Origin of the sequence: Mycobacteroides sp. H003, assembly GCF_001440135.1 — a bacterium.
In the GTDB taxonomy this organism is placed as follows: Bacteria; Actinomycetota; Actinomycetes; order Mycobacteriales; family Mycobacteriaceae; genus Mycobacterium; species Mycobacterium gwanakae.
This window is the reverse complement of sequence record NZ_LJYL01000023.1, coordinates 68423-91999: the sequence shown is the minus strand read 5'-3', so window position 1 is coordinate 91999 and position 23577 is coordinate 68423. Positions and strand designations below refer to the sequence as shown.

General features: G+C 64.3%; 20 protein-coding genes. 12 read left to right on the top strand and 8 right to left on the bottom strand.

Annotated elements, in window-relative coordinates:
* The first annotated feature begins 82 nt into the window (after positions 1 to 82).
* Positions 83 to 1582 carry an Asp-tRNA(Asn)/Glu-tRNA(Gln) amidotransferase subunit GatB gene (gene gatB / locus AOT87_RS16695; RefSeq protein ID WP_057963711.1) on the top strand — a complete coding sequence of 500 codons (1500 nt, stop codon included), beginning with the start codon at positions 83 to 85 and terminating at the stop codon, positions 1580 to 1582.
* Between the two features lie 73 nt (positions 1583 to 1655).
* Here gatB and AOT87_RS16690 read toward each other — a convergent pair whose 3' ends face one another.
* Entirely contained in the window at positions 1656 to 2849 is a 1194-nt protein-coding gene (locus AOT87_RS16690) for a PQQ-dependent sugar dehydrogenase (protein WP_078322792.1), read from the bottom strand.
* Positions 2850 to 2919: 70 nt separating this feature from the next.
* Here AOT87_RS16690 and AOT87_RS16685 point away from each other — a divergent pair, with 70 nt between their 5' ends.
* Both AOT87_RS16685 and AOT87_RS16680 read left to right on the top strand, forming a co-directional pair.
* Complete coding sequence (locus AOT87_RS16685; protein ID WP_030094128.1) at positions 2920 to 3726, top strand: DoxX family protein; 807 nt, start codon at positions 2920 to 2922, stop codon at positions 3724 to 3726.
* Between the two features lie 215 nt (positions 3727 to 3941).
* A complete protein-coding gene (locus AOT87_RS16680; RefSeq protein WP_057966961.1) occupies positions 3942 to 5636 on the top strand; it encodes an APC family permease in 1695 nt (564 codons plus the stop codon).
* Here AOT87_RS16680 and AOT87_RS16675 read toward each other — a convergent pair.
* Complete coding sequence (locus AOT87_RS16675; RefSeq protein ID WP_057966962.1) at positions 5633 to 6805, bottom strand: FAD-dependent monooxygenase; 1173 nt, start codon at positions 6803 to 6805, stop codon at positions 5633 to 5635. The genes AOT87_RS16680 and AOT87_RS16675 overlap by 4 nt on opposite strands.
* 76 nt (positions 6806 to 6881) lie before the next feature.
* Here AOT87_RS16675 and AOT87_RS16670 point away from each other — a divergent pair, with 76 nt between their 5' ends.
* The gene (locus tag AOT87_RS16670) at positions 6882 to 7352 is read left to right on the top strand and encodes a MarR family transcriptional regulator (protein ID WP_070940320.1); all 471 of its coding nucleotides are present in this window, start codon (positions 6882 to 6884) and stop codon (positions 7350 to 7352) included.
* Here AOT87_RS16670 and AOT87_RS16665 read toward each other — a convergent pair.
* Entirely contained in the window at positions 7349 to 8824 is a 1476-nt protein-coding gene (locus tag AOT87_RS16665) for a gamma-aminobutyraldehyde dehydrogenase (RefSeq protein WP_057966963.1), read from the bottom strand. The genes AOT87_RS16670 and AOT87_RS16665 overlap by 4 nt on opposite strands.
* Positions 8825 to 8946: 122 nt before the next feature.
* Between AOT87_RS16665 and AOT87_RS16660 the strand changes: the two genes are divergently transcribed.
* Genes AOT87_RS16660 through AOT87_RS16650 form a run of 3 tightly spaced genes read left to right on the top strand, consistent with a single transcriptional unit; the run spans position 8947 to position 12064 of the window.
* The gene (locus AOT87_RS16660) at positions 8947 to 9453 is read left to right on the top strand and encodes an Lrp/AsnC family transcriptional regulator (RefSeq protein WP_030094123.1); all 507 of its coding nucleotides are present in this window, start codon (positions 8947 to 8949) and stop codon (positions 9451 to 9453) included.
* On the top strand, positions 9450 to 10835 hold the full coding sequence (locus AOT87_RS16655; RefSeq protein WP_057966964.1) for an aspartate aminotransferase family protein: 1386 nt from the start codon (positions 9450 to 9452) through the stop codon (positions 10833 to 10835). The genes AOT87_RS16660 and AOT87_RS16655 overlap by 4 nt, the downstream gene beginning before the upstream one ends.
* Positions 10836 to 10837: 2 nt before the next feature.
* On the top strand, positions 10838 to 12064 hold the full coding sequence (locus tag AOT87_RS16650) for a saccharopine dehydrogenase C-terminal domain-containing protein (RefSeq protein ID WP_046254265.1): 1227 nt from the start codon (positions 10838 to 10840) through the stop codon (positions 12062 to 12064).
* Here the strand turns inward: AOT87_RS16650 and AOT87_RS16645 are convergent.
* Positions 12061 to 12450, bottom strand: a complete 390-nt coding sequence (locus AOT87_RS16645) for a PH domain-containing protein (protein WP_057966965.1) — start codon at positions 12448 to 12450, stop codon at positions 12061 to 12063. The genes AOT87_RS16650 and AOT87_RS16645 overlap by 4 nt on opposite strands.
* Positions 12451 to 12747: 297 nt before the next feature.
* Here AOT87_RS16645 and AOT87_RS16640 point away from each other — a divergent pair, with 297 nt between their 5' ends.
* The 5 genes from AOT87_RS16640 (at position 12748) to AOT87_RS16620 (ending at position 18692) form a co-directional block, all read left to right on the top strand.
* Positions 12748 to 14598, top strand: coding sequence for an acetolactate synthase large subunit (locus tag AOT87_RS16640; protein ID WP_057966966.1), 1851 nt, complete (start codon positions 12748 to 12750; stop codon positions 14596 to 14598).
* Positions 14595 to 15098, top strand: coding sequence for an acetolactate synthase small subunit (gene ilvN / locus AOT87_RS16635; RefSeq protein ID WP_030094118.1), 504 nt, complete (start codon positions 14595 to 14597; stop codon positions 15096 to 15098). Before AOT87_RS16640 ends, ilvN begins: the two co-directional genes overlap by 4 nt.
* 57 nt (positions 15099 to 15155) lie before the next feature.
* Positions 15156 to 16157, top strand: a complete 1002-nt coding sequence (gene ilvC / locus AOT87_RS16630) for a ketol-acid reductoisomerase (protein ID WP_030094117.1) — start codon at positions 15156 to 15158, stop codon at positions 16155 to 16157.
* A gap of 178 nt (positions 16158 to 16335) precedes the next feature.
* Positions 16336 to 17028, top strand: coding sequence for a hypothetical protein (locus AOT87_RS16625; protein WP_057970150.1), 693 nt, complete (start codon positions 16336 to 16338; stop codon positions 17026 to 17028).
* Positions 17029 to 18260: 1232 nt separating this feature from the next.
* The gene (locus AOT87_RS16620; protein ID WP_057967684.1) at positions 18261 to 18692 is read left to right on the top strand and encodes a DUF2752 domain-containing protein; all 432 of its coding nucleotides are present in this window, start codon (positions 18261 to 18263) and stop codon (positions 18690 to 18692) included.
* 4 nt (positions 18693 to 18696) lie between these two features.
* Here AOT87_RS16620 and AOT87_RS16615 read toward each other — a convergent pair whose 3' ends face one another.
* The 4 genes from AOT87_RS16615 to AOT87_RS16600 form a co-directional block, all read right to left on the bottom strand.
* The gene (locus AOT87_RS16615) at positions 18697 to 19743 is read right to left on the bottom strand and encodes an oxygenase MpaB family protein (RefSeq protein WP_057967683.1); all 1047 of its coding nucleotides are present in this window, start codon (positions 19741 to 19743) and stop codon (positions 18697 to 18699) included.
* Positions 19744 to 19872: 129 nt separating this feature from the next.
* Positions 19873 to 20838 carry an ArsR family transcriptional regulator gene (locus AOT87_RS16610; protein ID WP_046254261.1) on the bottom strand — a complete coding sequence of 322 codons (966 nt, stop codon included), beginning with the start codon at positions 20836 to 20838 and terminating at the stop codon, positions 19873 to 19875.
* A gap of 109 nt (positions 20839 to 20947) precedes the next feature.
* Complete coding sequence (locus tag AOT87_RS16605) at positions 20948 to 22132, bottom strand: cytochrome P450 (protein ID WP_057967682.1); 1185 nt, start codon at positions 22130 to 22132, stop codon at positions 20948 to 20950.
* Positions 22119 to 23522, bottom strand: a complete 1404-nt coding sequence (locus AOT87_RS16600; RefSeq protein ID WP_057967681.1) for an AarF/ABC1/UbiB kinase family protein — start codon at positions 23520 to 23522, stop codon at positions 22119 to 22121. The genes AOT87_RS16605 and AOT87_RS16600 overlap by 14 nt, the downstream gene beginning before the upstream one ends.
* Between the last annotated feature and the right edge of the window lie 55 nt (positions 23523 to 23577).

The window sequence follows — 23577 nt, the reverse complement described above, 5'->3', positions numbered from 1 at the left end:
CGGTATGCGCTCGAGGGAGGGGCCTGTTGGGTAGGGCCAGCTCAGCCCTCGGGCGGCAAAGCCGACCTATTAGGATCGCGGCATGACAGAACTGCTGGACTACGACGATGTGCTGACCCGATACGAGCCGGTGCTCGGCATGGAGGTCCACGTCGAACTGTCCACGGCCACCAAGATGTTCTGCGGCTGCCCCACCACATTCGGCGCGGAGCCGAACACCCAGATCTGCCCCGTCTGTCTGGGGCTGCCGGGCTCGTTGCCGGTGGTCAACGAGAAGGCCGTCGAATCGGCCATCCGTATCGGGCTGGCGCTGAACTGTGAGATCGCCCCGTGGGGCCGGTTCGCCCGCAAGAACTACTTCTACCCGGACCAGCCGAAGAACTACCAGATCTCTCAATACGACGAGCCGATCGCGTTCAACGGGTACCTGGACGTCCCGCTCGAAGACGGCACCACCTGGCGGGTGCAGATCGAGCGCGCCCACATGGAGGAAGACACCGGCAAGCTGACGCATATCGGCAGCGAGACCGGCCGCATTTCCGGGGCCACCGAATCCCTGCTCGACTACAACCGGGCGGGTGTGCCGCTTGTCGAGATCGTCACCAAGCCCATCGAGGGCACCGGGGAGCGCGCTCCGGAGATCGCCCGCGCCTACGTCACGGCGCTGCGGGACCTGTTGCGCGCGTTGGACGTTTCCGATGTACGCATGGATCACGGGTCCATGCGCTGCGATGCGAATGTGTCGCTGATGCCCACCGGCGCCGACCAGTTCGGCACCCGCACCGAGACCAAGAACGTCAACTCACTCAAGAGCGTCGAAGTGGCGGTGCGCTACGAGATGCGCCGCCAGGCAGCTGTTCTGGATGCGGGCGAGGACGTCATTCAGGAAACCCGGCACTTCCTGGAGCAGGACGGCTCTACCAGTGCGGGGCGTCGCAAGGAGACGGCCGAGGACTACCGCTACTTCCCGGAGCCCGACCTGGAACCCGTCGCGCCCAGCGGCGAGCTGATCGAGCGGCTACGCGGCACCCTGCCCGAGCTGCCCTGGCTGCGGTTGGGGCGCATTCAGCAGGAATGGGGCGTCTCCGATGAGGTGATGCGCGACCTGGTGAACAACGGCGCCGTCGAACTCGTACAGGCCACCGTCGTCGAGGGGGCCAGCAGCGAGGAGGCGCGTTCGTGGTGGGGCAACTACCTCGTCCAGCAAGCCAATTCGCGCGAGGTCGAGCTGGCTGAGCTTCCCATTACGCCAAAGCAGGTGGCCGCTGTCGCCGCGTTGATCAACGACGGCAAGCTGTCCAACAAGTTGGCGCGCCAGGTGGTCGACGGCGTGCTGGCCGGAGAGGGTGAGCCCGAGCAGGTGATGACCGCCCGCGGGTTGACCGTGGTGCGCGACGATTCGGTGATCCAGGCCGCCGTCGATGAGGCATTGGCGGCCAACCCCGATGTCGCGCAGAAGATCCGCGACGGCAAGGTGGCGGCCGCGGGCGCCATCGTCGGTGCGGTGATGAAGGCCACCCGGGGGCAAGCGGATGCCGCGCTGGTCAAGGATCTGGTGCTGAAGGCCTGCGGCCAGGCGTAATCACACGCTGACTGGCGACTTCTCGCGACAAAGTGCGAGTGAGCACCGCGAGAAGTCGACAGTCGGCGAGGAATTAGTCCAGGTCGTCGTTGGCGCGGGGGAATCCGCCGCCCTTCGGGAACAGCGGGAACACCACGTCCTCGGTGGGGGTGGCGGTGCCGAAGTCCTTGTTGATGGAACCGCCCCAGACGTTCCCGTCGGCCGAGAGCTTGAGCGCGCGTACGTGACCGTGCTGCTCTTTCTGGCGGAGCACTTCGGGATCGCCGGTGACCGCGCCGGTCTCCGGGTTCTGGCGCACCACGACGGTGGTCTGGTTGAAGACCAGGTTGACCATCACCGAGCTGTCCAACGCGGCGCAGCCCGCCACCCCGGGTTTGTCGGGCCAGGTCCAGACTGTCGTGATCTTGCCGTCCTTGGTCAGCTTTTGTAGCCGGTCGCCGACGGGGGAGCGGTCGGTGACGTATAGCGCACCGTTGGCGGCGTCCACGCACATCGCTCCGCCGTCGCCGAGGCCGCTGATGGCGGTGGTCGGTGCGGCCTGGTCGATGGTGGTCGGCTGTTCGATGCGGATCACCTTGCCGGCCAGCGAGTTCGGATCATTGGCTGCGGCTGGATTACCGCCGGTGCCGGTCTGGACCACCAGCGTGGTGGGGCTGATGAACGCCAGCGATCCGGCATTACCGTTGGGGCCCTTTGGAATTCCAGTGAGAATGTCCTTGGGCACATCGCCGTCGGCGATGCGGATCACCCGGTTGTCGGTGGGGGTACTGATGTAGGCGTACATCAGCCGGTCCTGCTGGTACGAGGGGGAGAGCACGATATCGGACAATCCGCCGTCCCCGGAGGGGTCGACGGGGATGGTGGTCTTCACCTTCGGTTCGGCGCTCGTCGCGATCTCTTTGACGGCACCCGTTGCCCGCTCGGCGACCAAAGCGGTCTTGCCATCGCTGCCCATGATGAGGCCGCTGGTGGCTTCCAGGCATCCCTGCATCACGCCGTCGGCGGCGCACTGCTTGGGAAACGGTTTACCCGGCAACGGTGGCGGCGGGGTGGTCGTGGTCTGGGCAATCCCGCGGCTGGGGACCTCGGTGAACGGCTGATCCTGGGTGGGATCGAACCGCACGCAACCCGAGAGCAGGGTCACCGTCCCGGCCAACGCCGCCACCGAACCGACAATCAGTCTTCTCCCCGATGGCTCATTGGTCGGTCCCGTCGTGGGATTTGGCCGGATGTCGCCGGCCCTGCGGCTCCGGCAGCGAATGAGCATGCCCGCAAGATTACGGACCTTACGGCGTTGCTCGCCACATTCAGGCCTCCAATGGACTTACTCTTGGGCCGTGACCGGTCATTCGGACGATCCGCAGGTGTGGCGTAAGCCGCCCGAACTGGTCGACCCTGAAGACGATGTGCCGTCGGCCACCTATGGCGGCGATTTCGAGACCACGGCAATCCCGCATTACCAGGGGGAAAAGCTGACGAGCTCCCACGACGTGAAAGAGGTTGGACCGTTGTACGATCCAGCGCCGCTGCCCTATGCCGAACCTGCCACCACCCAGATATCTTCCGAGGCGGTGCAGGCGCGACATGCCGCGCCGTGGGGCACCCAAGACCCGACGGGCGACCGTCGCGGCACCCAAGATCTTGGACTGTTGTTGCTGCGTGTCGGCGTGGGCGCGGTGCTCATCGCGCACGGATTGCGCAAGGTTTTCGGCTGGTGGGGCGGCACCGGCCTCAATGGTTTCGAATCGACGCTGACTGATCGCGGCTTCAAGTACGCCGACATCCTTACTTATGTCGGTGTCACCGCAGAGCTCGGCGCCGGGGTACTGCTGATTCTCGGTCTGCTGACGCCGCTGGCGGGGGCGGCCGGGCTGGCCTTCATGGTCAATGTGCTGCTGTCTGACATGGTGTCCGACAAGGCGAACCGGTACGCGATCTTTTGGCCCGACGGGCACGAGTTCGAGCTGTTGATGATCGTCGCGCTCATCGCGGTGATCCTCGTAGGCCCTGGTCGGTACGGGTTTGACGCCGGAAGGGGCTGGGCCCGCAGGCCGTTTGTGGGCTCCTTCGCCGCGCTGCTGCTGGGCCTGGGTGCCGCGGCTGCCATCTGGGTGTTCCTCAACGGAACGAACCCACTCGCTTAGATCACCCACTCTCGCCGACACGTGATATTTGGTGTCGGCGACAGAAGTGCGGCGTAACCCCTGGTTTCGGCGGCGGTTCGGTGCGCCGATGAGGCGACGACATTGTTGCCGAATCCGGTGCGAAACCGATATTTCATGACGAATTCCGCTCTTGATGGGCGAAATGTCAACGGAAAACGTATTCTGCTCGCAGTCCGCCAAGCGAGGAGACGCGTATGAGCTCAGATAACCCCGTCGAGAGCAAGGGACTCAGGGGCGGCGCGATGGGGCTGCTGTCCAGCGTTGTCGTCGGGCTGGCGTCCACGGCACCGGCCTACAGCCTGGCCGCCACCCTGGGGCTGATCGTCGCCAGCGGCGGCGCCCTGCTCGCCGGCGTCAAGGCGCCCGCCATCGTGCTGATCTCGTTCATCCCGATCTATCTGATCGCGGTGGCCTATCAGGAACTGAACAAGGCCGAACCGGACTGCGGGACCACGTTCACCTGGGCGTCGCGCACCTTCGGGCCGATCGTCGGATGGCTGGGCGGCTGGGGGATCATCGCCGCGGACGTCATCGTGATGGCCAACCTGGCCCAGATCGCGGGCGCCTATTCGTTCACCTTCGTCGGCGACCTGGGCTGGTCGGCGGCAGCCAGTCTGGCTGACAGCACCCTGTGGTCCACAGTGGCGGGCGTTCTGTGGATCGTGATCATGACGTATATCTGCTACCGCGGTATCGAAGTCTCGGTGCGCTTGCAGTACGGACTCTTGCTGGTCGAGATGGTTGTTCTGGTCGTCGTCTCGATCATCGCGTTGATCAAGGTCTACACCCATAACGCCGAGGCCTACTCGCTGCTGCCGTCCTTGTCCTGGTTCTGGCCCGGGGGCTTGGACTTCGGCACCGTGATCGCACCGGCAGTACTGACGACGATCTTCATCTACTGGGGCTGGGATACCGCAGTGGCCTGCAATGAGGAGTCCGATGACCCCGGACGTACGCCCGGGCGCGCCGCGGTGCTGTCCACCTTCCTGTTGCTGGCCACCTACGCGCTGGTCAGTGTGGCCGCGGTGGCCTTCGCGGGAGTCGGCACGGAGGGGATAGGCCTGGGTAATCAGGAGAATGCGGCGGATGTGTTCGCGGCTATCGGTCCCGAACTGTTCGGTGACAGCTTCCTTGGACATGTGGGGATGCTCTTGCTCTCCGCCTCCATCCTGACGTCGGCCTCGGCCTGCACCCAGACCACGATCCTGCCGACGGCCCGCACGACCCTGTCGATGGGTGTCTACAAGGCCCTACCGGAATCGTTCGCCTCGATCCACCGCACGTACCTGACGCCGACCACCTCCACCGTGGCGATGGGTGCGGTCTCGATCGCGTGCTACGTGCTCTTTACGATCATCAGCACCAACCTGCTGACCGCGCTGATCGGATCGGTCGGCCTGATGATTGCTTTCTACTACGGGCTCACCGGCTTCGCGTGTGTGTGGTTTTACCGTCGGACACTCACACAGAGTGCTCGCAATTTCATGATGCGAGGTGCGATCCCGTTGCTCGGTGGCATCGCGCTGACGGTCATCTTCGCTTACGGACTGATTCAGTACGCCAAGCCCGACTGGCTCATCGATGACGCCGGTAACAACGTCACCGTCTTCGGATACGGAGCTGTGGCGGTGGTCGGTATCGGCGCGCTGGTGCTCGGCGTGGTTGTGATGCTGCTGTGGCGGGTGGCCGCACCGCCCTTCTTCCTGGGGGAGACGTTGCCGCGGCGCAGCGCCGATCTGGTGCTGGCTCCGGCCGGGGCCACCGCCCACTTCGGAGTGCCCGATGCGGTCGAGGCGCAACAGACCGTCATCGCCGGCGATCTGTCCAACCTCCCCGAGGGTGAGGTCGCGGTGAATCCGCAGACGGGTGAGGAGTTCACCAAGGATTAAAGCGAGGCCAATGCCGCCTCGGCTGCCGCGGCGGCGTCGTAGTCGGGTATCCAATCACCGGCCAGGATCGCGGTGAGTCCGGCGGCTTGCTCCTGGGCGCTGAGATCGGTGGCGCGGTAGATCGCGCCCGCTTGGCGTGCGTTCTGCTGAATACGGCTTGTGCGGTCGCGCCGCAGGGACTCGTACAAGGCCAGCCGCTGGGGGACATCGGCCACCGAAGCGCCCGCGAGAACGGTGGCGAGCACGACCGCGTCCTCGATCGCCATGTTCGCACCCTGGCCCAGATGCGGGGTTACCGGGTGCGCGGCGTCGCCGAGAAGGGTGATGCGGTCAGTTGACCATCGGCCCAACGACTTTCGATCGTAAAGTCCCCACCGGAAGGTTTCTGGAAGTGCGTCGATAATGGCCGGAACGGGGTGTGCCCAATCCGCGAACTCCGCCGCGAGGGCCCGCACATCACCCGGTGCCGTCCACGATTCCTCGGCATCGAGATCGGTGGCCGTGAAGGCCACGATGTTCAGCAACCGTCCTCGGGAGACCGGATAGATGAGGAAACTGCGCCCGGGGCCGAGCCACATCTGCATCCGCAGGAGGTCGACGGAGTCATCGAGGCGTTCGACGGGAATCAAACCGCGGTAGGCCATGATGCCCTCGCTGGACAGCTCGACGGGGCCCGCGACCACCTGCTGCACCGCCGAGTGGATGCCGTCGGCACCGACGACGATGTCGGCGTGCTCCACGGAGCCGTCGGCGAAGACGATGCGGGCTCCTTCGGCGGTTTCGATCACGTCCTGGCAGGGGCGCCCGAGGTGGACGGTCCCGGCGGGTAGTGCGCCCAGCAGCGCCTGCTGTAGTTCGCCGCGGTGTACGGGCAGAGAGGTCACCGGGCGTCCCGGGGTGACCGACGGCCACGCAGGCGGCACCGGGACATCTTCTCCGTGCCAGGTGCTCCACACGGTGCGTTCGATTCGCGTGCCGACCTCCCGTACCCGATCGCCAAGGCCCACGGCATCGAGTGCGCGCTGGCCGTTGTTCGCGACGACGACGCCCGCGCCCACCTCACGCAGTTCGTGCGCCTTCTCATAGACGATGACGTCGATACCGTTGGCGCGCAATGCCGCCGCTGCGGTGAGCCCACCGATTCCGGCGCCGATGACCGCTACACGCATGTTCGTGTCCTTCCGTTGGCTTCGACAATAACGTTAGCATGCTAACTATTATCAAGCTAACCATTAGACTGTCGGGGTGCCAGGACAACCGAGCGGAAACAGTGCCCGTGAGATCGAAGAGCTGGTGGCGGCTACGGACGCGCTGTACTTCGCGATGCGCCGGGGCCGAACGTCGCCCGCGGGGACGCAGGCCGGTATGAGTCGCTCGCAGCTCGAGCTGCTGGCGCCGCTACTGGACCGGGATTCGATGTCGGTGAGTCAGCTGGCCGGGACGGCGGGAGTGGCGGTGCCGACGGCCACGCGCGCGCTCAAGCAGTTAGAAGAACGGGGTGTGGTCGAACGCACCCGCTCGGCATCGGATGACCGGTTGGTCCTCGTGGGCTTGACCACCGCCGGGCGCACTCGGGTGGTCAACGCGCAGGTGGCCTTTCGGACACGGCAGCATGCGGTCTTCGCCGAATTGGCGGGTGCCGACCGCCGTGCGATGACCACGAGCCTTACCCGGCTCGCGGCGCTCATCAACGACAACTTGGACGCGCGGCCCTAACGTTTCGCGAAAATAGTTCGGTGCCAGTCCTTTTCGGCGGTACCGGTGATGTCGCTCATCACGTGCTTGATGGTCAGATACTCCTCAAGGGAGTAGGCGGACATGTCCTTGCCGAAGCCGGACGCGCCGAATCCGCCGTGCGGCATCTCGCTGACGATGGGGATGTGGTCGTTGATCCATACGCAACCCGCCTTGATCTGCCGCGAGGCCCGCTGCGCGCGGTAGACATCGCGCGTCCACGCCGAGGCCGCAAGGCCATAGGCGGTGTCGTTCGCCTGCCGTAGTGCGTCGTCGTCATCGGAGAATGCGCGCACGGTGAGCACCGGGCCGAAGATCTCGTCGCGGTAGGCCTCGGATGTCTCCGCGACGTCGGCGATTAGGGTGGGCCGGTAGAAGAATCCCGGCAGATCGGGTGAGCTTGCGCCGCTGACGATTCGGCCGCCCTGAGCGGGGGCGCGGTCCACGATGCTCGCCACCCTGGCGCGATGGGGGGCCGAAATCAGCGGTCCGATATCGGTGTTCGGATCCAAGGGATCGCCGACGACGATCTTGTTCATCACCTCGCCGACTCCGGCGACGAAGTCGTCGTACAGATCGCGGGCGACGATCGCCCGGGTCGCGGCCGTGCAGTCCTGGCCGGAGTTGATGATCGCGCCGGCGACCGCGCCCTGAATGGCGGCGTCCAGGTCGGCGTCGTCGAACACGACGAAGGGTGCCTTGCCGCCGAGCTCCAGCTGTGTTCGATGCCCATGAACGGCGGCCGCGGCCATCACCTTTCGGCCGACAGCGGTGGACCCGGTGAAGGTCACCAAATCCACATCGGGGTGGCCCGCGAGGGTGCTGCCCACGTCATCGCCGCGTCCGGTGACAACGTTGAGCACACCATCGGGCAGCCCGGCCTCGGTGGCCAGGCGTGCCAGCGTCAGTGTGGTCAGCGGTGTCAGCTCGCTGGGCTTGATCACCACTGTGCACCCCGCCGCCAGTGCGGGCAGCACCTTCCACACCGCCATCTGCAGCGGGTAGTTCCACGGGGTGATGGTGGCGACCACCCCGGCGGCCTCGCGCCGGATGCTGGAGGTGTGGTCGGGCGAGTATTCGGCCGTGGCCTTACCGTCCAGATGTCTTGCGGCACCAGCGAAAAAGTCGACATTGTCGATGCTGCCGGGCACATCGAACTCCGATGCCAGGCGCACCGGTTTACCCGTCTGGGAGACCTCCTCGGCCACCAGCGTGTCGGCGTTGGCCGCCATGGCGGCGGCCAGTTTGGCCAGGACAGCGGCACGGTCGGCGGGGGTTGAGCAGGCCCAGCCGGGCCCCGCGGCCCTGGCTGCCGCCACTGCCGCATCGGCGTCGTCGGGGGTCGCCAGGCTTAGTTCGGCGACGGTTGTCCCGGTCGCGGGGTTGATCACGCGATGCGTATCGCCGCGGGTTGTGACGAGGCGGCCATTGATCCAGCTGCTTGGTGCGCTCACCTGGCCACGGTATCGAAAATCGGTGCTTTAAGCCACGGATTCCATCGTCAATAGTCCGCTCTTAACGGTAATTCGTCGTAAAACATTGCAATGGATGACGGAATCCGTGCACAATCGAGCTCGTGACCAACACGAAACGGCGTCTGTTGCGGGTCGCCGATCCGGGTAACGGCTCGGCAGCATTCCAGCTCGATGAGGCTTCCAAAGCGATTGTCGAGGAGCTTCAGCAGGATGGGCGGCGCCCATACGCGACCATCGGTAAGTCGGTGGGCCTCTCGGAGGCGGCGGTGCGTCAACGAGTGCAACGCATGATCGACGCCGGTGTCATGCAGATCGTGGCGGTCACCGATCCCATGCAGCTGGGGTTCGCGCGCCAGGCCATGATCGGCATCAAATGCTCCGGTGACACCACCGAGGTGGCCGACCGGCTCGCAGAGCTGGAGGCGGTCGACTACGTGGTGCTCACTGCCGGAACCTTCGACGCGATCGTCGAGGTGGTCTGCGAGGACGACGACGACCTGTTGGTTCTGCTGAACAAGCAGATTCGTGCCGTGCCCGGGGTGACCTCCACGGAAACCCTGGTTTATCTGAAACTAGTGAAACAACAATACAATTGGGGTACACGGTGACAACCGTCGATGTAGCACACGAGATCTCCGCCGACCTGCAGGAAAAGGCGTCCCGCCATCTGTGGGGCCACTTCGCCCGCCACGGTGAGGGCATATCCCCGCCCATCATCACGCGCGGTGAGGGCGTGCGGATCTGGGATGACCGCGGTAAGAGTTATCTCGACGGTCTTTCGGGATTGTTCGTCGTGCAGGCCGGGCACGGCCGCACCGAACTGGCGGAGGCCGCCGCCCGGCAAGCCGAGAAGCTCGCGTTCTTCCCGCTGTGGTCCTACGCCACCCCGACCGCGATCGAGCTGGCCGATCGGATCGCCGGGTACGCCCCGGGCGACCTGAACCGCGTCTTCTTCACCACGGGCGGGGGAGAAGCGGTGGAAAGCGCGTGGAAGCTGGCCAAACAGTTCTTCAAGCTGACCGGTAAACCTGGTAAGCACAAGGTGATTTCGCGCGCCATCGCGTATCACGGAACCCCGCAGGGCGCTCTTGCCATCACCGGTCTGCCGGCGTTCAAGGCACCCTTCGAACCGCTGACCCCGGGCGGGTTCCGCGCACCGAACACCAACTTCTATCGGGCCCCGGAGGCATACGCCCACGATCCCAAGGCGTTCGGGCGCTACTGTGCCGACCGGATCGCCGAGGCGATCGAATTCGAGGGACCCGACACGGTCGCGGCGGTCTTCCTCGAACCTGTGCAGAACGCGGGCGGTTGCTTCCCGCCCCCGCCCGGCTACTTCGAGCGGGTGCGGGAAATCTGCGACGAGTACGACGTGCTGCTGGTGTCCGACGAGGTGATCTGCGCCTTCGGCCGTATCGGATCGATGTTCGCCTGCGAGGATTTCGGATACCAGCCGGACATCATCACCTGCGCCAAGGGTATGACCTCCGGGTACTCGCCGATCGGGGCGATGATCGCCACGGACCGTCTGTTCGAGCCGTTCAACGACGGTAAGACCACCTTCCCGCACGGATATACCTTTGGCGGACATCCTGTTTCGGCGGCGGTGGCTCTTGCCAACCTCGATATCTTCGAACGGGAGGGCCTCAACGATCGGGTGCATGAGAACGCCCCGGTGTTCCGGGCCACCCTGGAGAAGCTCCACGACCTGCCGATCGTCGGTGACGTGCGCGGTGAGGGGTACTTCTATGGAATCGAATTGGTCAAGGACAAGACGACCAAGGAGACGTTCAGCGGCGAGGAGAGCGAGCGGCTGCTGCGCGGCTTCCTGTCTGCCGCGCTCTGGGATGCCGGCCTGTACTGTCGCGCCGACGACCGCGGTGACCCGGTGATTCAGCTTGCACCGCCGCTGATTTCGGGGAAGCAGGAGTTCGATGCGATCGAGCAGATCCTGCGCGGGGTGCTCACCGAGGCGTGGGCGCGGTTATAGACATGCGAATTCTCATCGTGGGTGCGGGGGGAGTGGGCAGCGCGGCCGCGTTCATCGCGGCCCGTCGCGAGTTCTTCGAGGCGCTGGTGATCGCGGACTATGACATGGCCCGGGCGCAGGCGGTGGTGGATCGACTCGGTGATCCCCGATTCACGGCGGCCCGCATCGACGCCTCCTCGGCTGACGATGTCGCGGCGCTGTGCCGGGAGCATCGAATCACCCACGCGCTCAACGCGGTCGACCCTCGATTCGTGATGAGTGTGTTCGACGGGTGCTTCGCGGCAGGCGTGACCTACCTCGACATGGCGATGAGTCTGTCGCATCGCCATCCGGAAAGACCGTACGAACTGCCCGGGGTGATGCTGGGCGATGAGCAGTTCGCCGCGGCCGAAAAATGGGAAGCCGCAGGGCTGTTGGCCCTGGTTGGTATCGGGGTCGAGCCGGGCCTGAGCGACGTGTTCGCGCGGTACGCCGCCGACCATCTGTTCTCCGAGATCGACGAGCTGGGCACTCGCGACGGATCCAATCTCGAAGTGCAGGGATACCGATTCGCGCCGTCCTTCTCGATCTGGACGACCATCGAGGAATGCCTGAATCCGCCCCTGATCTGGGAACGCAACAAGGGGTTCTTCACCACCGAACCGTTCAGCGAACCGGAGGTTTTCGACTTCCCCGGAGGCATCGGCCCCGTCGAATGCGTCAACGTCGAGCACGAGGAAGTGGTGCTCATGCCGCGCTGGGTGAATGCCCGGCGGGTGACATTCAAATACGGCCTCGGCGCCGAATTCATCAACGTGCTGCGCACCCTGCGTCTGGTCGGGCTGGACAGCACCGACCCGGTCAGCGTGCACGCCGACGGCCGCGCCGCCGCGGTCAGTCCTCGTGATGTGGTGGCGGCGTGCCTACCGGACCCGGCCGGGCTGGGGCATCTGATGCGCGGGGCCACCTGTGCGGGTCTGTGGGTGACTGGGACCGGTAAGGACGGCAAGCCCCGCGAGGTCTACCTGCATCACGTCGTCGACAACGAGTGGACGATGGCACGCGACGGTGCGCAATGTGTCGTGTGGCAGACCGCCGTGAACCCGGTGGTGGCCCTGGAACTGCTCGCCGAGGGTGCGTGGAGCGGCACCGGTGTGCTGGGGCCGGAGGCCTTCGACAGCCTCCCGTTCCTGGACCGGCTCAATACCTTCGGTGCGCCGTGGGGCATGCAGGACCGTTTGGCCGCCTAGCGCTGAACCCCTTGGTACGGATTCGGCACCCGGCCATTGCTGGCCGCCGACAGGATCGGCAGCGTCGAGAAGGTGACCGCCGGGAGACGCAGCGAGGTGCCGTCGACGAGTTCGGCGCGTGCCCAGGCGTGCCTGTCGAATCCGAGGCCCTTGACGTCGGTCCACGGCAGCGTCCGGGTGCTTGCCAGCGTTCGTACCTGCACTGATTCGGTGTCGACTGCGGTCCGATACCGGAAGATGGCATAGGACATGGCGGCGGGGATCAGCAGCAGCGGCGCGAGGACCGGGAGGTACAGGACGAACGTCAGGATGCCGAGCGCCAGGAACCCGGACATGAAATGCGCCATCGGCGACGTCCTGATGACTGTGCGCTTCTCCTCGGTCATCCATCCATTGTCCCCGACGGTGAGGCCAGGGCGAGAATTCGGCCCGGAACTCAGTGGCTTCACGCTCGGCGAAGCGGCTCCTAGCAGGGATTTGACTCGGACCTCCAGAAACGACTACCGTACGCGGTGTGAACAACCCCGCCTTGCTCGTAGTAATCGGTATGCGCGTCGACGCGTAGCCCGAGTCCAAGGCAACTCGCGCACACTCGACGCGCAACCCTCGTACAGCAGACCGCTGGCGGGGGTTTTTTGTTGCCATAGGTTTTCAGTACGGACACAACAAGAGGACAGACCACCATGAGTGCACCTGCAAAGCCCAAGCCGGCTTCTGCTTCTGGGCCGGCCCCAGCAGCAGCTCCGGAAGCGAACACCGTCGCACCCCAGCGCGTCACCGGCGCGCAGTCGGTAGTGCGCTCGCTTGAGGAGCTCGGTGTCGAGGTCATCTTCGGTATTCCCGGCGGTGCGGTGCTGCCCGTGTACGACCCGCTGTACGACTCGGTGAAGGTCCGGCATGTCCTGGTGCGGCACGAGCAGGGTGGCGGGCACGCCGCCAGCGGGTACGCCCACGCCAGCGGCAAGGTCGGCGTCATGATGGCCACTTCTGGCCCGGGTGCCACCAACCTGGTCACCCCGTTGGCCGACGCGCAGATGGATTCCATCCCGGTGGTCGCGATCACCGGGCAGGTGGGGCGGGGCCTCATCGGCACCGACGCCTTCCAGGAAGCCGACATCTCCGGCATCACCATGCCGATCACCAAGCACAACTTCCTGGTGAACAACGCCGAGGACATCCCGCGGGTCATCGCCGAGGCTTTCTACATCGCCCAGAGCGGCCGTCCTGGTGCGGTGCTCGTCGATATCCCCAAGGACGTGCTGCAGGCGCAGACCACGTTCAGCTGGCCGCCGCAGATCTACCTGCCCGGCTATAAGCCCGTCACCAAGCCGCACGGCAAGCAGGTCCGTGAGGCGGTTCGGCTCATCGCCGCCGCCAAGCGCCCGGTGCTGTACGTCGGTGGCGGTGTCATCCGCGCGGACGCATCCCCGGAACTCAAGGAATTGGCCGAACTGACCGGCATCCCCGTCGTCACCACCCTTATGGCGCGCGGTGCATTCCCCGACAGCCACGAGCTGCACATGGGTATGCCCGGGATGCACGGCACCGTCGGCGCGGTGGCAGCACTGCAGCGCAGCGATCTGCTGATCACCCTGGGCGCGCGTTTCGACGACCGCGTCACCGGGCAGCTGGACTCGTTCGCACCGGACGCCAAGGTGATTCACGCCGATATCGACCCCGCCGAGATCGGTAAGAACCGCCACGCGGATGTGCCGATCGTCGGCGACGTGAAGAACGTCATCTCCGAGCTGACCGAAGCCATCCGGAACGACCGTGCGACCGGTGCGACCACCGACCTGTCCGAGTGGTGGGAGTACCTCTCGGGTATCCGCGCGACCTACCCGCTGGGATACGACGCACAGCACGACGGCAGCCTGGGCCCGGAGTTCGTCATCGAGACGTTGGGCAAGATCGCCGGACCCGACGCGGTCTACGTGGCGGGCGTTGGGCAGCACCAGATGTGGGCCGCGCAGTTCGTCAAGTACGAGAACCCGCGTACCTGGCTCAATTCCGGTGGCCTGGGCACCATGGGCTTCGCGGTGCCCGCGGCCATGGGTGCCAAGATGGCGCGCCCCGAGGCCGAGGTGTGGGCCATCGACGGTGACGGCTGCTTCCAGATGACCAACCAGGAGCTGGCCACCTGCGCCATCGAGGGCGTGCCCATCAAGGTGGCGCTCATCAACAACGGCAACCTGGGCATGGTGCGTCAGTGGCAGACGCTGTTCTACGAGCAGCGCTACTCGCAGACTGACTTGGCCACACACTCGCGCCGCATCCCCGATTTCGTGAAGCTGGCGGAGGCGCTTGGCTGTGTCGGATTGCGTTGCGAGCGTGAAGAGGACGTCGCCAAGGTGATCGAAGAGGCACGGGCCATCAACGATCGTCCGGTGGTGATCGACTTCATCGTCGGTGCCGACGCCCAGGTGTGGCCGATGGTCGCGGCGGGCACCAGCAATGACGAGATCCAGGCGGCCCGGGGCATCCGGCCGCTGTTCGACGATGATGAAACTGCGGAGCAGGAAGGGTCACGATGACCAGCACCCACACTCTGAGCGTTCTGGTCGAGGACCGTCCCGGTGTGCTCGCCCGTGTCGCCGCACTGTTCTCCCGTCGTGGCTTCAACATCGCATCGTTGGCGGTGGGCCCGACGGAGCTCAAAGGTATTTCGCGCATGACAATCGTCGTCACCGTCGACGATTTTCCGCTCGAACAGGTCACCAAGCAGCTCAACAAGCTCATCAACGTGATCAAGATCGTCGAACAGGACGAGGAGAATTCGGTGGCCCGCGAGCTCATGCTCGTCAAAGTGCGCGCCGATGCGACGGTGCGGGCGCAGGTCATCGAGGTGGTGAACCTGTTCCGTGCCAAGGTCGTGGATGTATCGCCGGAGTCGGTGACCATCGAGGCGACGGGCACCCAGTCCAAGCTGGATGCACTGCTGCGGATGCTCGACCCGTACGGTATTCGGGAGATCGTGCAATCCGGCGTGGTCGCGCTGTCGCGCGGCCCGCGGTCCATCGCCGCCGCCAAGTAAAAGTCATAAAGACGTTAAGAGAAGAAGTAAGAAGGGAAAAGCACTGTGGCAGTTGAGATGTTCTATGACGATGATGCGGACCTCACCCTGATTCAGGGCCGCAAGGTCGGCGTTATCGGGTACGGCAGTCAGGGACACGCGCACTCGCTGAGCCTGCGCGACTCCGGCGTTCAGGTGAAGGTCGGTCTGCGCGAGGGTTCGAAGTCGCGCGACAAGGTCACCGAGCAGGGTCTTGAGGTCGACACTCCCGAAGAGGTCGCCAAGTGGGCCGACGTCATCATGATTCTGGCGCCCGACACCGCGCAGGCCGAGATTTTCTCCAAGGAGATCGAGCCGCACCTCAAGGACGGCGACGCGCTGTTCTTCGGTCACGGCCTGAACATCCACTTCGGTCTGATCAAGCCCCCGGCCAACGTCACCGTTGCCATGGTCGCCCCCAAGGGCCCCGGCCACCTGGTGCGTCGTCAGTTCGTCGATGGCAAGGGTGTGCCCGCGCTCATCGCCGTGCACCAGGACCCCAAGGGTGAGGGCCAGGCCCTTGCGCTGTCCTACGCCAAGGGCATTGGTGGCACCCGCGCCGGCGTCATCAAGACCGACTTCAAGGAAGAGACCGAGACCGACCTGTTCGGTGAGCAGGCCGTGCTCTGCGGTGGCACCGAAGAACTGGTCAAGACTGGATTCGACGTCATGGTCGAGGCCGGATACGCCCCCGAGATGGCGTACTTCGAGGTGCTGCACGAGCTCAAGCTGATCGTCGACCTGATGTACGAGGGCGGCATCGCCCGCATGAACTACTCGGTGTCCGACACCGCGGAGTTCGGTGGATACCTGTCGGGCCCGCGCGTCATCGACGCCGGCACCAAGCAGCGGATGAAGGACATCCTCACGGACATCCAGGACGGCACCTTCGTCAAGCGCCTCGTCGCCAACGTCGAGGGCGGCAACAAGGAGCTTGAGGGCCTGCGCAAGGAGAACGCCGAGCACCCGATCGAGGTCACCGGCAAGAAGCTGCGCGACCTGATGAGCTGGGTTGACCGGCCCATCACCGAGACCGCTTAGTCTCTGTTGATCTGAACGCAAGGCCCCCGCACTCTTCGGAGTGACGGGGGCTTTTGCGTTTTCCACGGTCGGCGTTCAATGGGAATGGTGTCAATCGAATACTCCATTAGCAGGATTACATCCTCACCAATGGGGCAAAGACGTGCGCGTTGGTCGGGGACTCTGATAACCCTGCGTCATGTCCTGCAAGAAGGTGATCCGCCTAGCAGTCGGTGAGGTTGGCAACCAGCTGTCTCCTACGTACCGAATCTGGAACAACCGAAATGACGTCTATCTCGGTGACCGAACGACGGCTCATTTCTTCAAGGTGAGTTTGCATGAGTCCGGGGTATGGACGGTGGCTGCAACCTCTGATTCCGGGTTGGAGTTGCAGCCGGGCAACCGGCGGCTCAAGAGGTGGTATCGCCCGCAACCGGAACCCGGCCAGACCTGGGTGTCGGGAACGAACATCGCAGTCCCGAGGATTCCAGAGGTTGATCACATCAAGATCACTGACAGCCACACCGGCAAGGGCAAGGATGTGGACTGGATTCCAGCGCCCGAGATCGGTACCAAGGCGGTGATTTCCCTGATACTCCCCGCGCCGGGCCAGTCTTTGGCTGACGCGATGGGTATCGAAACCGACTGCAACTACTTGGAATTAGACAACGCTCAGCGCGTTTACCCGATCTGCCAATACTCCCTTCTTGACCGTGTCGACCACGGGAACATCGCTGGCATCTTGGCCGATTCACAAGCGCCGGAGTGGATCAGCGCCAACAATAACGACGTGTTTGGGTTCCTAAGCTCCTGGATGCGAGGCGGATTGGTGCCATGCATCTACGTGGTCAAGTGGGGTGCCACACCAAATCCACTATTCGTCCGGCGGTGACCAGCGGGCGGTCCTGACGCCGTCCGGTTGTCTCGTTGTACCGCCATGGTCAATCCCTAACCTTGGTAAGACGGGAGTGGGTAATGTGCTCAATCGAGCGAAGGGAAGTTTAGGAATCCCGGAGTCTCGGCACCTACCAAAAGGCAAGGGCCACAATTAAATATTGTCAGGAGATCGAAATCGATGAGTAACAAATACCGTATAACCACACTGGTGCTTCAATTCTGCAACCTGGTTGCACGAATAGTGCGGATTGTCATCGAGCTGGACCTTTAGCGGGCCAGTGTGGGCCAGGTACGGCTGGCCCACCCCCCCTTCAGTTACGGATCACTCCCCGTTCGGCGCCCACGCGTCGTGGATTTCCGCGCTGTAACACTCCGCTTGGCGGGCACTTCCTTGAGGGAGCCGACAGCGCGCCGCAAGTTCAGGTTTAGTCGCACGAGCCACAGAACCCTCGCCGATAGCTCCACGCTCTCCAGACCGAATAGCTTCGGTGTGGCGCAGATCGCGAATACTCCAGCGACGACCACCGCGACAGACGCGAGTAGCCATATGAGGGTCGACGCGTTCATGGGAATTACTCTGACAACTGACGCTGACAACCATGGACACCTCGTTCTACCTGCATATTCGGTGTTTGCTACTGGGATTATGCGGAATTGAGGTCGATCGTTTAGGAAAAGTGATCTCCATCACATTGATGGAAGATGCAGGTCAGAATGTTGAGTTGCCAAAAGGAAGATGCACGATCTGCATGTCGGTGGCGATACTGTGGTGTGAAAGGGGCCCAGCAAACCAATTTTTGAACGCGTCTTCTGGCCTCTATCGACTTGGAAACCCGTACACGACCTCTCGGGCGCATTCACCACCGATCTAGCGTCCCGGGGGCAGGGGTGTCCCCGGTGGGTGCCTGCCGCTGCGGCGTGGCCTGCTCTAGGGCTCTGTACTCGGTAAGTGCGTCTGACACGGCCACTGCGGAGGCCCACAGGTCAGGTGCTCCCGGCTACCTGGCACACACGCTGTGCGCGTGCCAGTTCCCCACCCACCACCTGCACAGCGGGGCGCAGTAGCGCCTGCCCTCTCCGCGTGCACGTGGTGACTCGCATCCTTCGCGTTCACAGACTGGGATCGGTTTGCGAATCTGGTTCGGCGTCAAAGGTGTTCGTGGGTTCCGGTTCCTTCATTGCATACTCGACTATGGCCATACCCGGAACGGTGGATACTGGAACTCGATGACCACCTCCCGTCCGTCCACATTCGCTTCCCGACTCGCCGCACCCGCCGCTGTGGGTGCGGCAGCGGTCGCGGGTTGTGCGGCGATCTGGCTCGGAGACCCGACAACGCCTGGGGGAGTGCTTCCGGTGTGTCCGTTCAAGGCGCTCACCGGACTTGACTGTCCCGCGTGCGGTGGCCTGCGGATGGTCTACTCATTGATGCACGGTGACGTGCTGGCGGCACTGCGCTACAACGCGGTTGCCTTGGTGGCATTAGGTTTCCTCGCGGTCTGTTTCGTCGCGTGGACGCGCAGCCGCTGGCGGGGAGCCACTGATTGGAGTCCGCCGTGGCTGCGCGGATGGGTGGCGTCGATCATCCTGGTGGTGTTCGCGGCCTGGTTCGTCATCAGGCTGATTCCGATCGCGCCGTTCACCGCGCTCCGCGTGTGAGGGCCTAGGCGGACTGCTCCATAAGCTCGCGGGCGTTCTCTCCCAACGTAATACCGTCATCACCGATGAACAGTCTCGAGATCTCGCGCGCCATCGGCTCGAGTGTGAACGGCACAAAGGCAGGCTGCGCCACCCGTAGCAGCAGGGCCAGCACCGGGTCGGCGATGCGGGGAATCCCCAAATGACGCCGCACCTTTGGGGGCACCACCGCAACAGACGGCACGGCGGTGACCAGGGTGATCGCGGCAACCGCAGCCGCCGTCAGTCCGCCGAAGCCTCGTGCGTTTCTGATCACCGACAAAGCGAATCGCATGCCGCCCGGCACAAAACCTTTGACCATCCGGTATTCGGATTCGATCGAGTCGTAATAGGCCTCCACCTCATCGGAGGTCACCGGTACCGTGTCCGGGTCGGCTCCCATGAGTTCGGCGAATGTCTTGACTTCCAAGAAGAATTGGTCGCGTTCGGCTTTAGGGAGGCGCCGGGGGATAAGACGCCCCGGCGCGGGAGTGTTCTCGTAGATCCGTAGCGCCGCATGCATGATCGTCACATGCGCGAAGAGCACCAGGGCCGGGCCCTGCGCATCGTAGGGCCGGTCGGTGCCGGGAATGACACCCTTCATGTTGCGGTGATAGTGACGCAGGTGCGCGGCGAGCGCGTCGGCACTTGCGGTGTCGCCGAAGATGATCGGTATCGGGACGCCGGCAGTGCGCTGGATGCGCTTGACGGTGTCGTCGAAGTCGACCTGATTGCGCTTGCTCTTGGTGAACACCGGATCGTGGTTGATCTCGACGGCCTGCAGCCCCTCATGGCTGCCCTCCAGGAGGGCGGTCACCAGCACGATCATCGGTGCCACCGAGGGATGCAGAAACACCTTCCAGGTCACTGAGCCGGGGCCGAAGTAGCCGTAATCCGGGTGTCCGTCGGGGCCGGTGCGTTGACCGGCGGGAGTGGCACCGTCTCCGCGGCGCCAGATTCGGGCTTTGGCATCACCGCGTGGCGGCATGCCCGCCGAGCGTGATGTTGCGGCGTGTGCAGCTGTGCTTGGCATCGTTGCCTCCCAGGGAGCGGTTCGCTTCCTCCTCATTGGAGACGTTAACAACATCAGTTGTCAACAGTGGCGCGCACATCTGTTATCGGAGTGGCTCTCGTGTTGTGATCTCTGCCGATGAAACGCCAGCTACAGGCGGTTTGCATCGATCAAGTCAAGGCCCAGGGCGGTGGCGTCGTGGATGACCGCTTTACCGTCACGGCGGCTGCGCACCAAGCGTGCTTGCCGCAGCGCCGAGGTGTGTTCGGACGCTGATGCGGGGCTGATCCCGAGGTTGCGGGCGATATCACCGGTGGTGTGCTCCGCGGTCAGCACGCGCAGTACCGCAGCTCGGGTCGATCCGAGTATTGCCGCGAGTGGGTCGGATTCAGCACCGACACTGAGGGTCAAATCGATGGGGGCGGGGTACGCCAGGACGACCGGCTGCTCGCCGAGCTCACCGACCAGGGGTGGTCCCGCCCAGAAAACGCTGGGCGTCAACACGATGCCGCGGCCACGCAGCGCGATGGTGGTGCGTTGCGGACTGTCGATCTCAAGGCAGTCGCCATTCCATCGTGCGCCGGGGACAATCTTGCCGAGGGCGGCCCGCACACCGTGGCGCGCCATCACGCGTCCCTGCCGCACGAGTTCAATCTGATGGTTCGCCTGGATGTCGGGCCAGTACGGTTCCAGCACCGCTTTGTAGGCGCCTTTCGTCATGCGCCCCAATGCCACAGTGGCTTCGCGATCACCGGCGATGGCATGCCGGAGATACGGTGGCGCCCCGGCACCTTCGGTGGGGCCGCGCCCGAAGACGGCCAACTCTGCCAGCGCCTGCTGGCGATTCAGCTTTTCGATGGACCGCATACCCTCATCGAAGCTGTCGCCCAGCACGGTGGGCGACAGTGACCATGAAAAGTGGCTCACCACTGTACGTCCCGGTGCTGCCGCGATGGGAAATGCTGCCAGTGCGCGACAACGCCACCGCTCGCCCCACGGTGTGCGAATACCTTGCCGTAGTGCTCGTGTGGCGAACTTCATCTCCAACAATGGCGCAGGCATAGGCAGAAACCTCGTCAAAGCAAGGTCATTCGCCGTGAAGATGAGTCGCAACACGCTGGCCTACAACCCGCTGCGGACCGCTTTGACGAGCATTTCCACACAATATGCCCATACCTGCCCGCACACCCATGAAATGTCTGCGTGGAACTGTCGGGAACGCGAACTATGTGTGAAACCGCATGGGGATGCTGCGCGGTCCCCGGATGGCGGGGGCGTCCCGCCAGCTGACGGGGCCAATCACCTCGGGCCCGCGCGCCAGGATTTCACCGATGGCCACCGTGGTCTCCAGCTTGGCCAACGCCGAGCCCAGGCAATGGTGTGCGCCATATCCGAAGGCCAGCGGTGGGGTGCTCTTGCGGCCCAGCCGGAACTCCGCGGGATCGACGAACACCTGCGGATCGCGGTTTGCGGCGGCAATCGCGATGAGCACCGTCTGGCCCTCCCGGATCATGTGCCCGGCCAGATTGTGGTCCTCGGTCGCAACGCGCGCGGTGCCCTGCACCGGACCGTCGAGCCGGAGCAGTTCAGTAACGACCGCCGGGTCGTCGGGGTCGATCTCGTCGGCTAGCCGAAGGCCGTGGGGGCGTGGGGCAAGCAGTCGAAGCATGCTCGCGCCCAGTAGGTTTGCCGTCGTCTCATGACCCGCGATGGCGATCATCAACGCCATGGTGACCACGTCTTCCAGCGACAGGTTGATATCGGATGCGATCAGGCTGAGAAGGTCGTCTCCGGGGTGTACGCGGCGGTCCGCGGCCAGCGGCAGAAGTTCGGTAGCGAGGGTCGCGCCCGCAGAGGTGCCGGCCAGGACAGTCTCGACGTCGGCGAAGGCCCCGAGCATCTGGATGATGACCGGGGACTCCTGGCGAAGGACGGCTGAGGCGGCATCGTCCAGGCCGAGCCACTCGCCGATGATCGCGATCGGCAACGGCAGGGCGATATCGGTCATGAAGTCGAAAGCTTCTCCAGCTTGCGGATATTCGACGACCTGAGCCGTGATGGATTGCACGCCTTCGCGCAGGCCGGCGATGAACCCCGGGGTGAATACGTCGCGGACGGCGCCCCTGAGCTCGGTGTGGTCGGGTCCGTCGACGAAGAGCATGTTTCTGCCGAAGTTGGACAGGTCGAGGTACTCGGGGGCGGCGTCCCGCATCTGCGGGCTGGCGAGGGGATCGCTCGACCATCCGGTGCCACCCAGTACCTCGCGCGCAGGATGGTAGCCCAGAACGACCCAGGTTCCGGCATTGTCGTCCCAGACCACGTCGCCGCGGGCCCGCAGGTTTTCGTAGTAGCGGTAGGGATCCCGTGAGTCCCAGGGAATCCGGGGTGCGATGGGGTTAGCAGTGGTCATGGTGATCCAATCCGAAGGGCAGACCTCGCTCGCGGACCCACCCGACATGCTGTTTACCTAGTGGGGAAACGGGTTCGGCCACGCCGTCGAGATCATCGAGCAGTGCGTGCGTGTGCACCGTCGCGTGGAGCGTTGCCGACAGCGCGCTGATGTTCAGATTGATCCGGGCCAGGAATATCAGATCGCTGGGTATCGACATCTGATGCAGCGTCTGGAAGTTCAGCAGGGAACGGGTCGCGCTGTTCGATATCTCTCGGGTAAATGTCACCGGCTGAGCGCCTCGGATGTCCTGCACGGTCGCCCCGAGCCACTGAAAGACGTCGTCAGCAGACAGTGGGGCGTCGGCGGCGAAGTATCCGGCGTCGACCATCAGCTGGCGTAGGTCTTCGCGCCGTTCCTCGGCGGCCGCGCGAATCATCTGCACGAGCCGATAGCGCAAGGACTCGGGCACCACCTTGATGCAACCGAAGTCGACAAAGCCGACGGACCCGTCCATCCCGAATCGATAGTTGCCCGGATGCGGGTCGGCATGAAACAGATTCGCATGCCGAAACGATCCGGTGCTGAAACGCCAGATCGTCTCCACCCAAGCATCTTTGAGGTCCTGGTCGGCCTGTTGTGCGGCCATCCAATCCAGGCCGTCCAGATAGGTCATGGTGAGCACACGATTGCCGGACGCTTCAGATATCACCTCGGGTATCCGGATAAAGGGATGGTCCGCGTAGAGCGCCGCGAAGGCCCTGATATTCGCCGCTTCGTGCCGATAGTCCAACTCCTCGGATATGCGTGCGGCCACCTCATCGGCCATGAGTCGATGGTCCAGTTGTGGCCGCGGCCCGGCAATACCTGTTGCGAAGCGCAGGAAAGTGGCCATCAGCTCCGCGTTCGATAGATCGTGCTCGATGGCTTGTGCCACACCGGGGTACTGGACCTTGACGGCGACCGGGCGGCCGTCGTGGAGGGTCGCTCGATGCACCTGGCCGATCGACGCCGCGGCGATCGGATCATCGCTGAATTCGGAGAAGAGTTCTTCGACGGATCTCCCAAGATCTTCTTCGAGGGCCTGGCGTGCCAACAAGGGATGCATGGGCGGTGCGTCAGCCTGCAGGCGCGTCAAGGCGTTTTGATATGGGGAAAGCTGGTTGTAGCCGTGGGATGCGATATCGGCGACCGAGAAGATTTGGCCGGCCTTCATCAGGACGCCCTTGGAGTGTCCGAGTAGTTCGGTGTAGCGCTCGGCGGTGCGTTCGTGGAACCGTTCGACGGCGCCGGTGTCTCCGGCCTTTTCGCGCAAGCCTGCGACCAGTCGGCCGCCCGCGGCCCGGGCGGTGAATCCCGCCAGCGGCATCGTGCGCCGGATGCGGCCCCGGGGAACCAGGTCCTCTGTCATGACTACCTCCTACCGGTGAGCCAGAGCAGCTGTTAAAGTACTCACTGAGTGACAC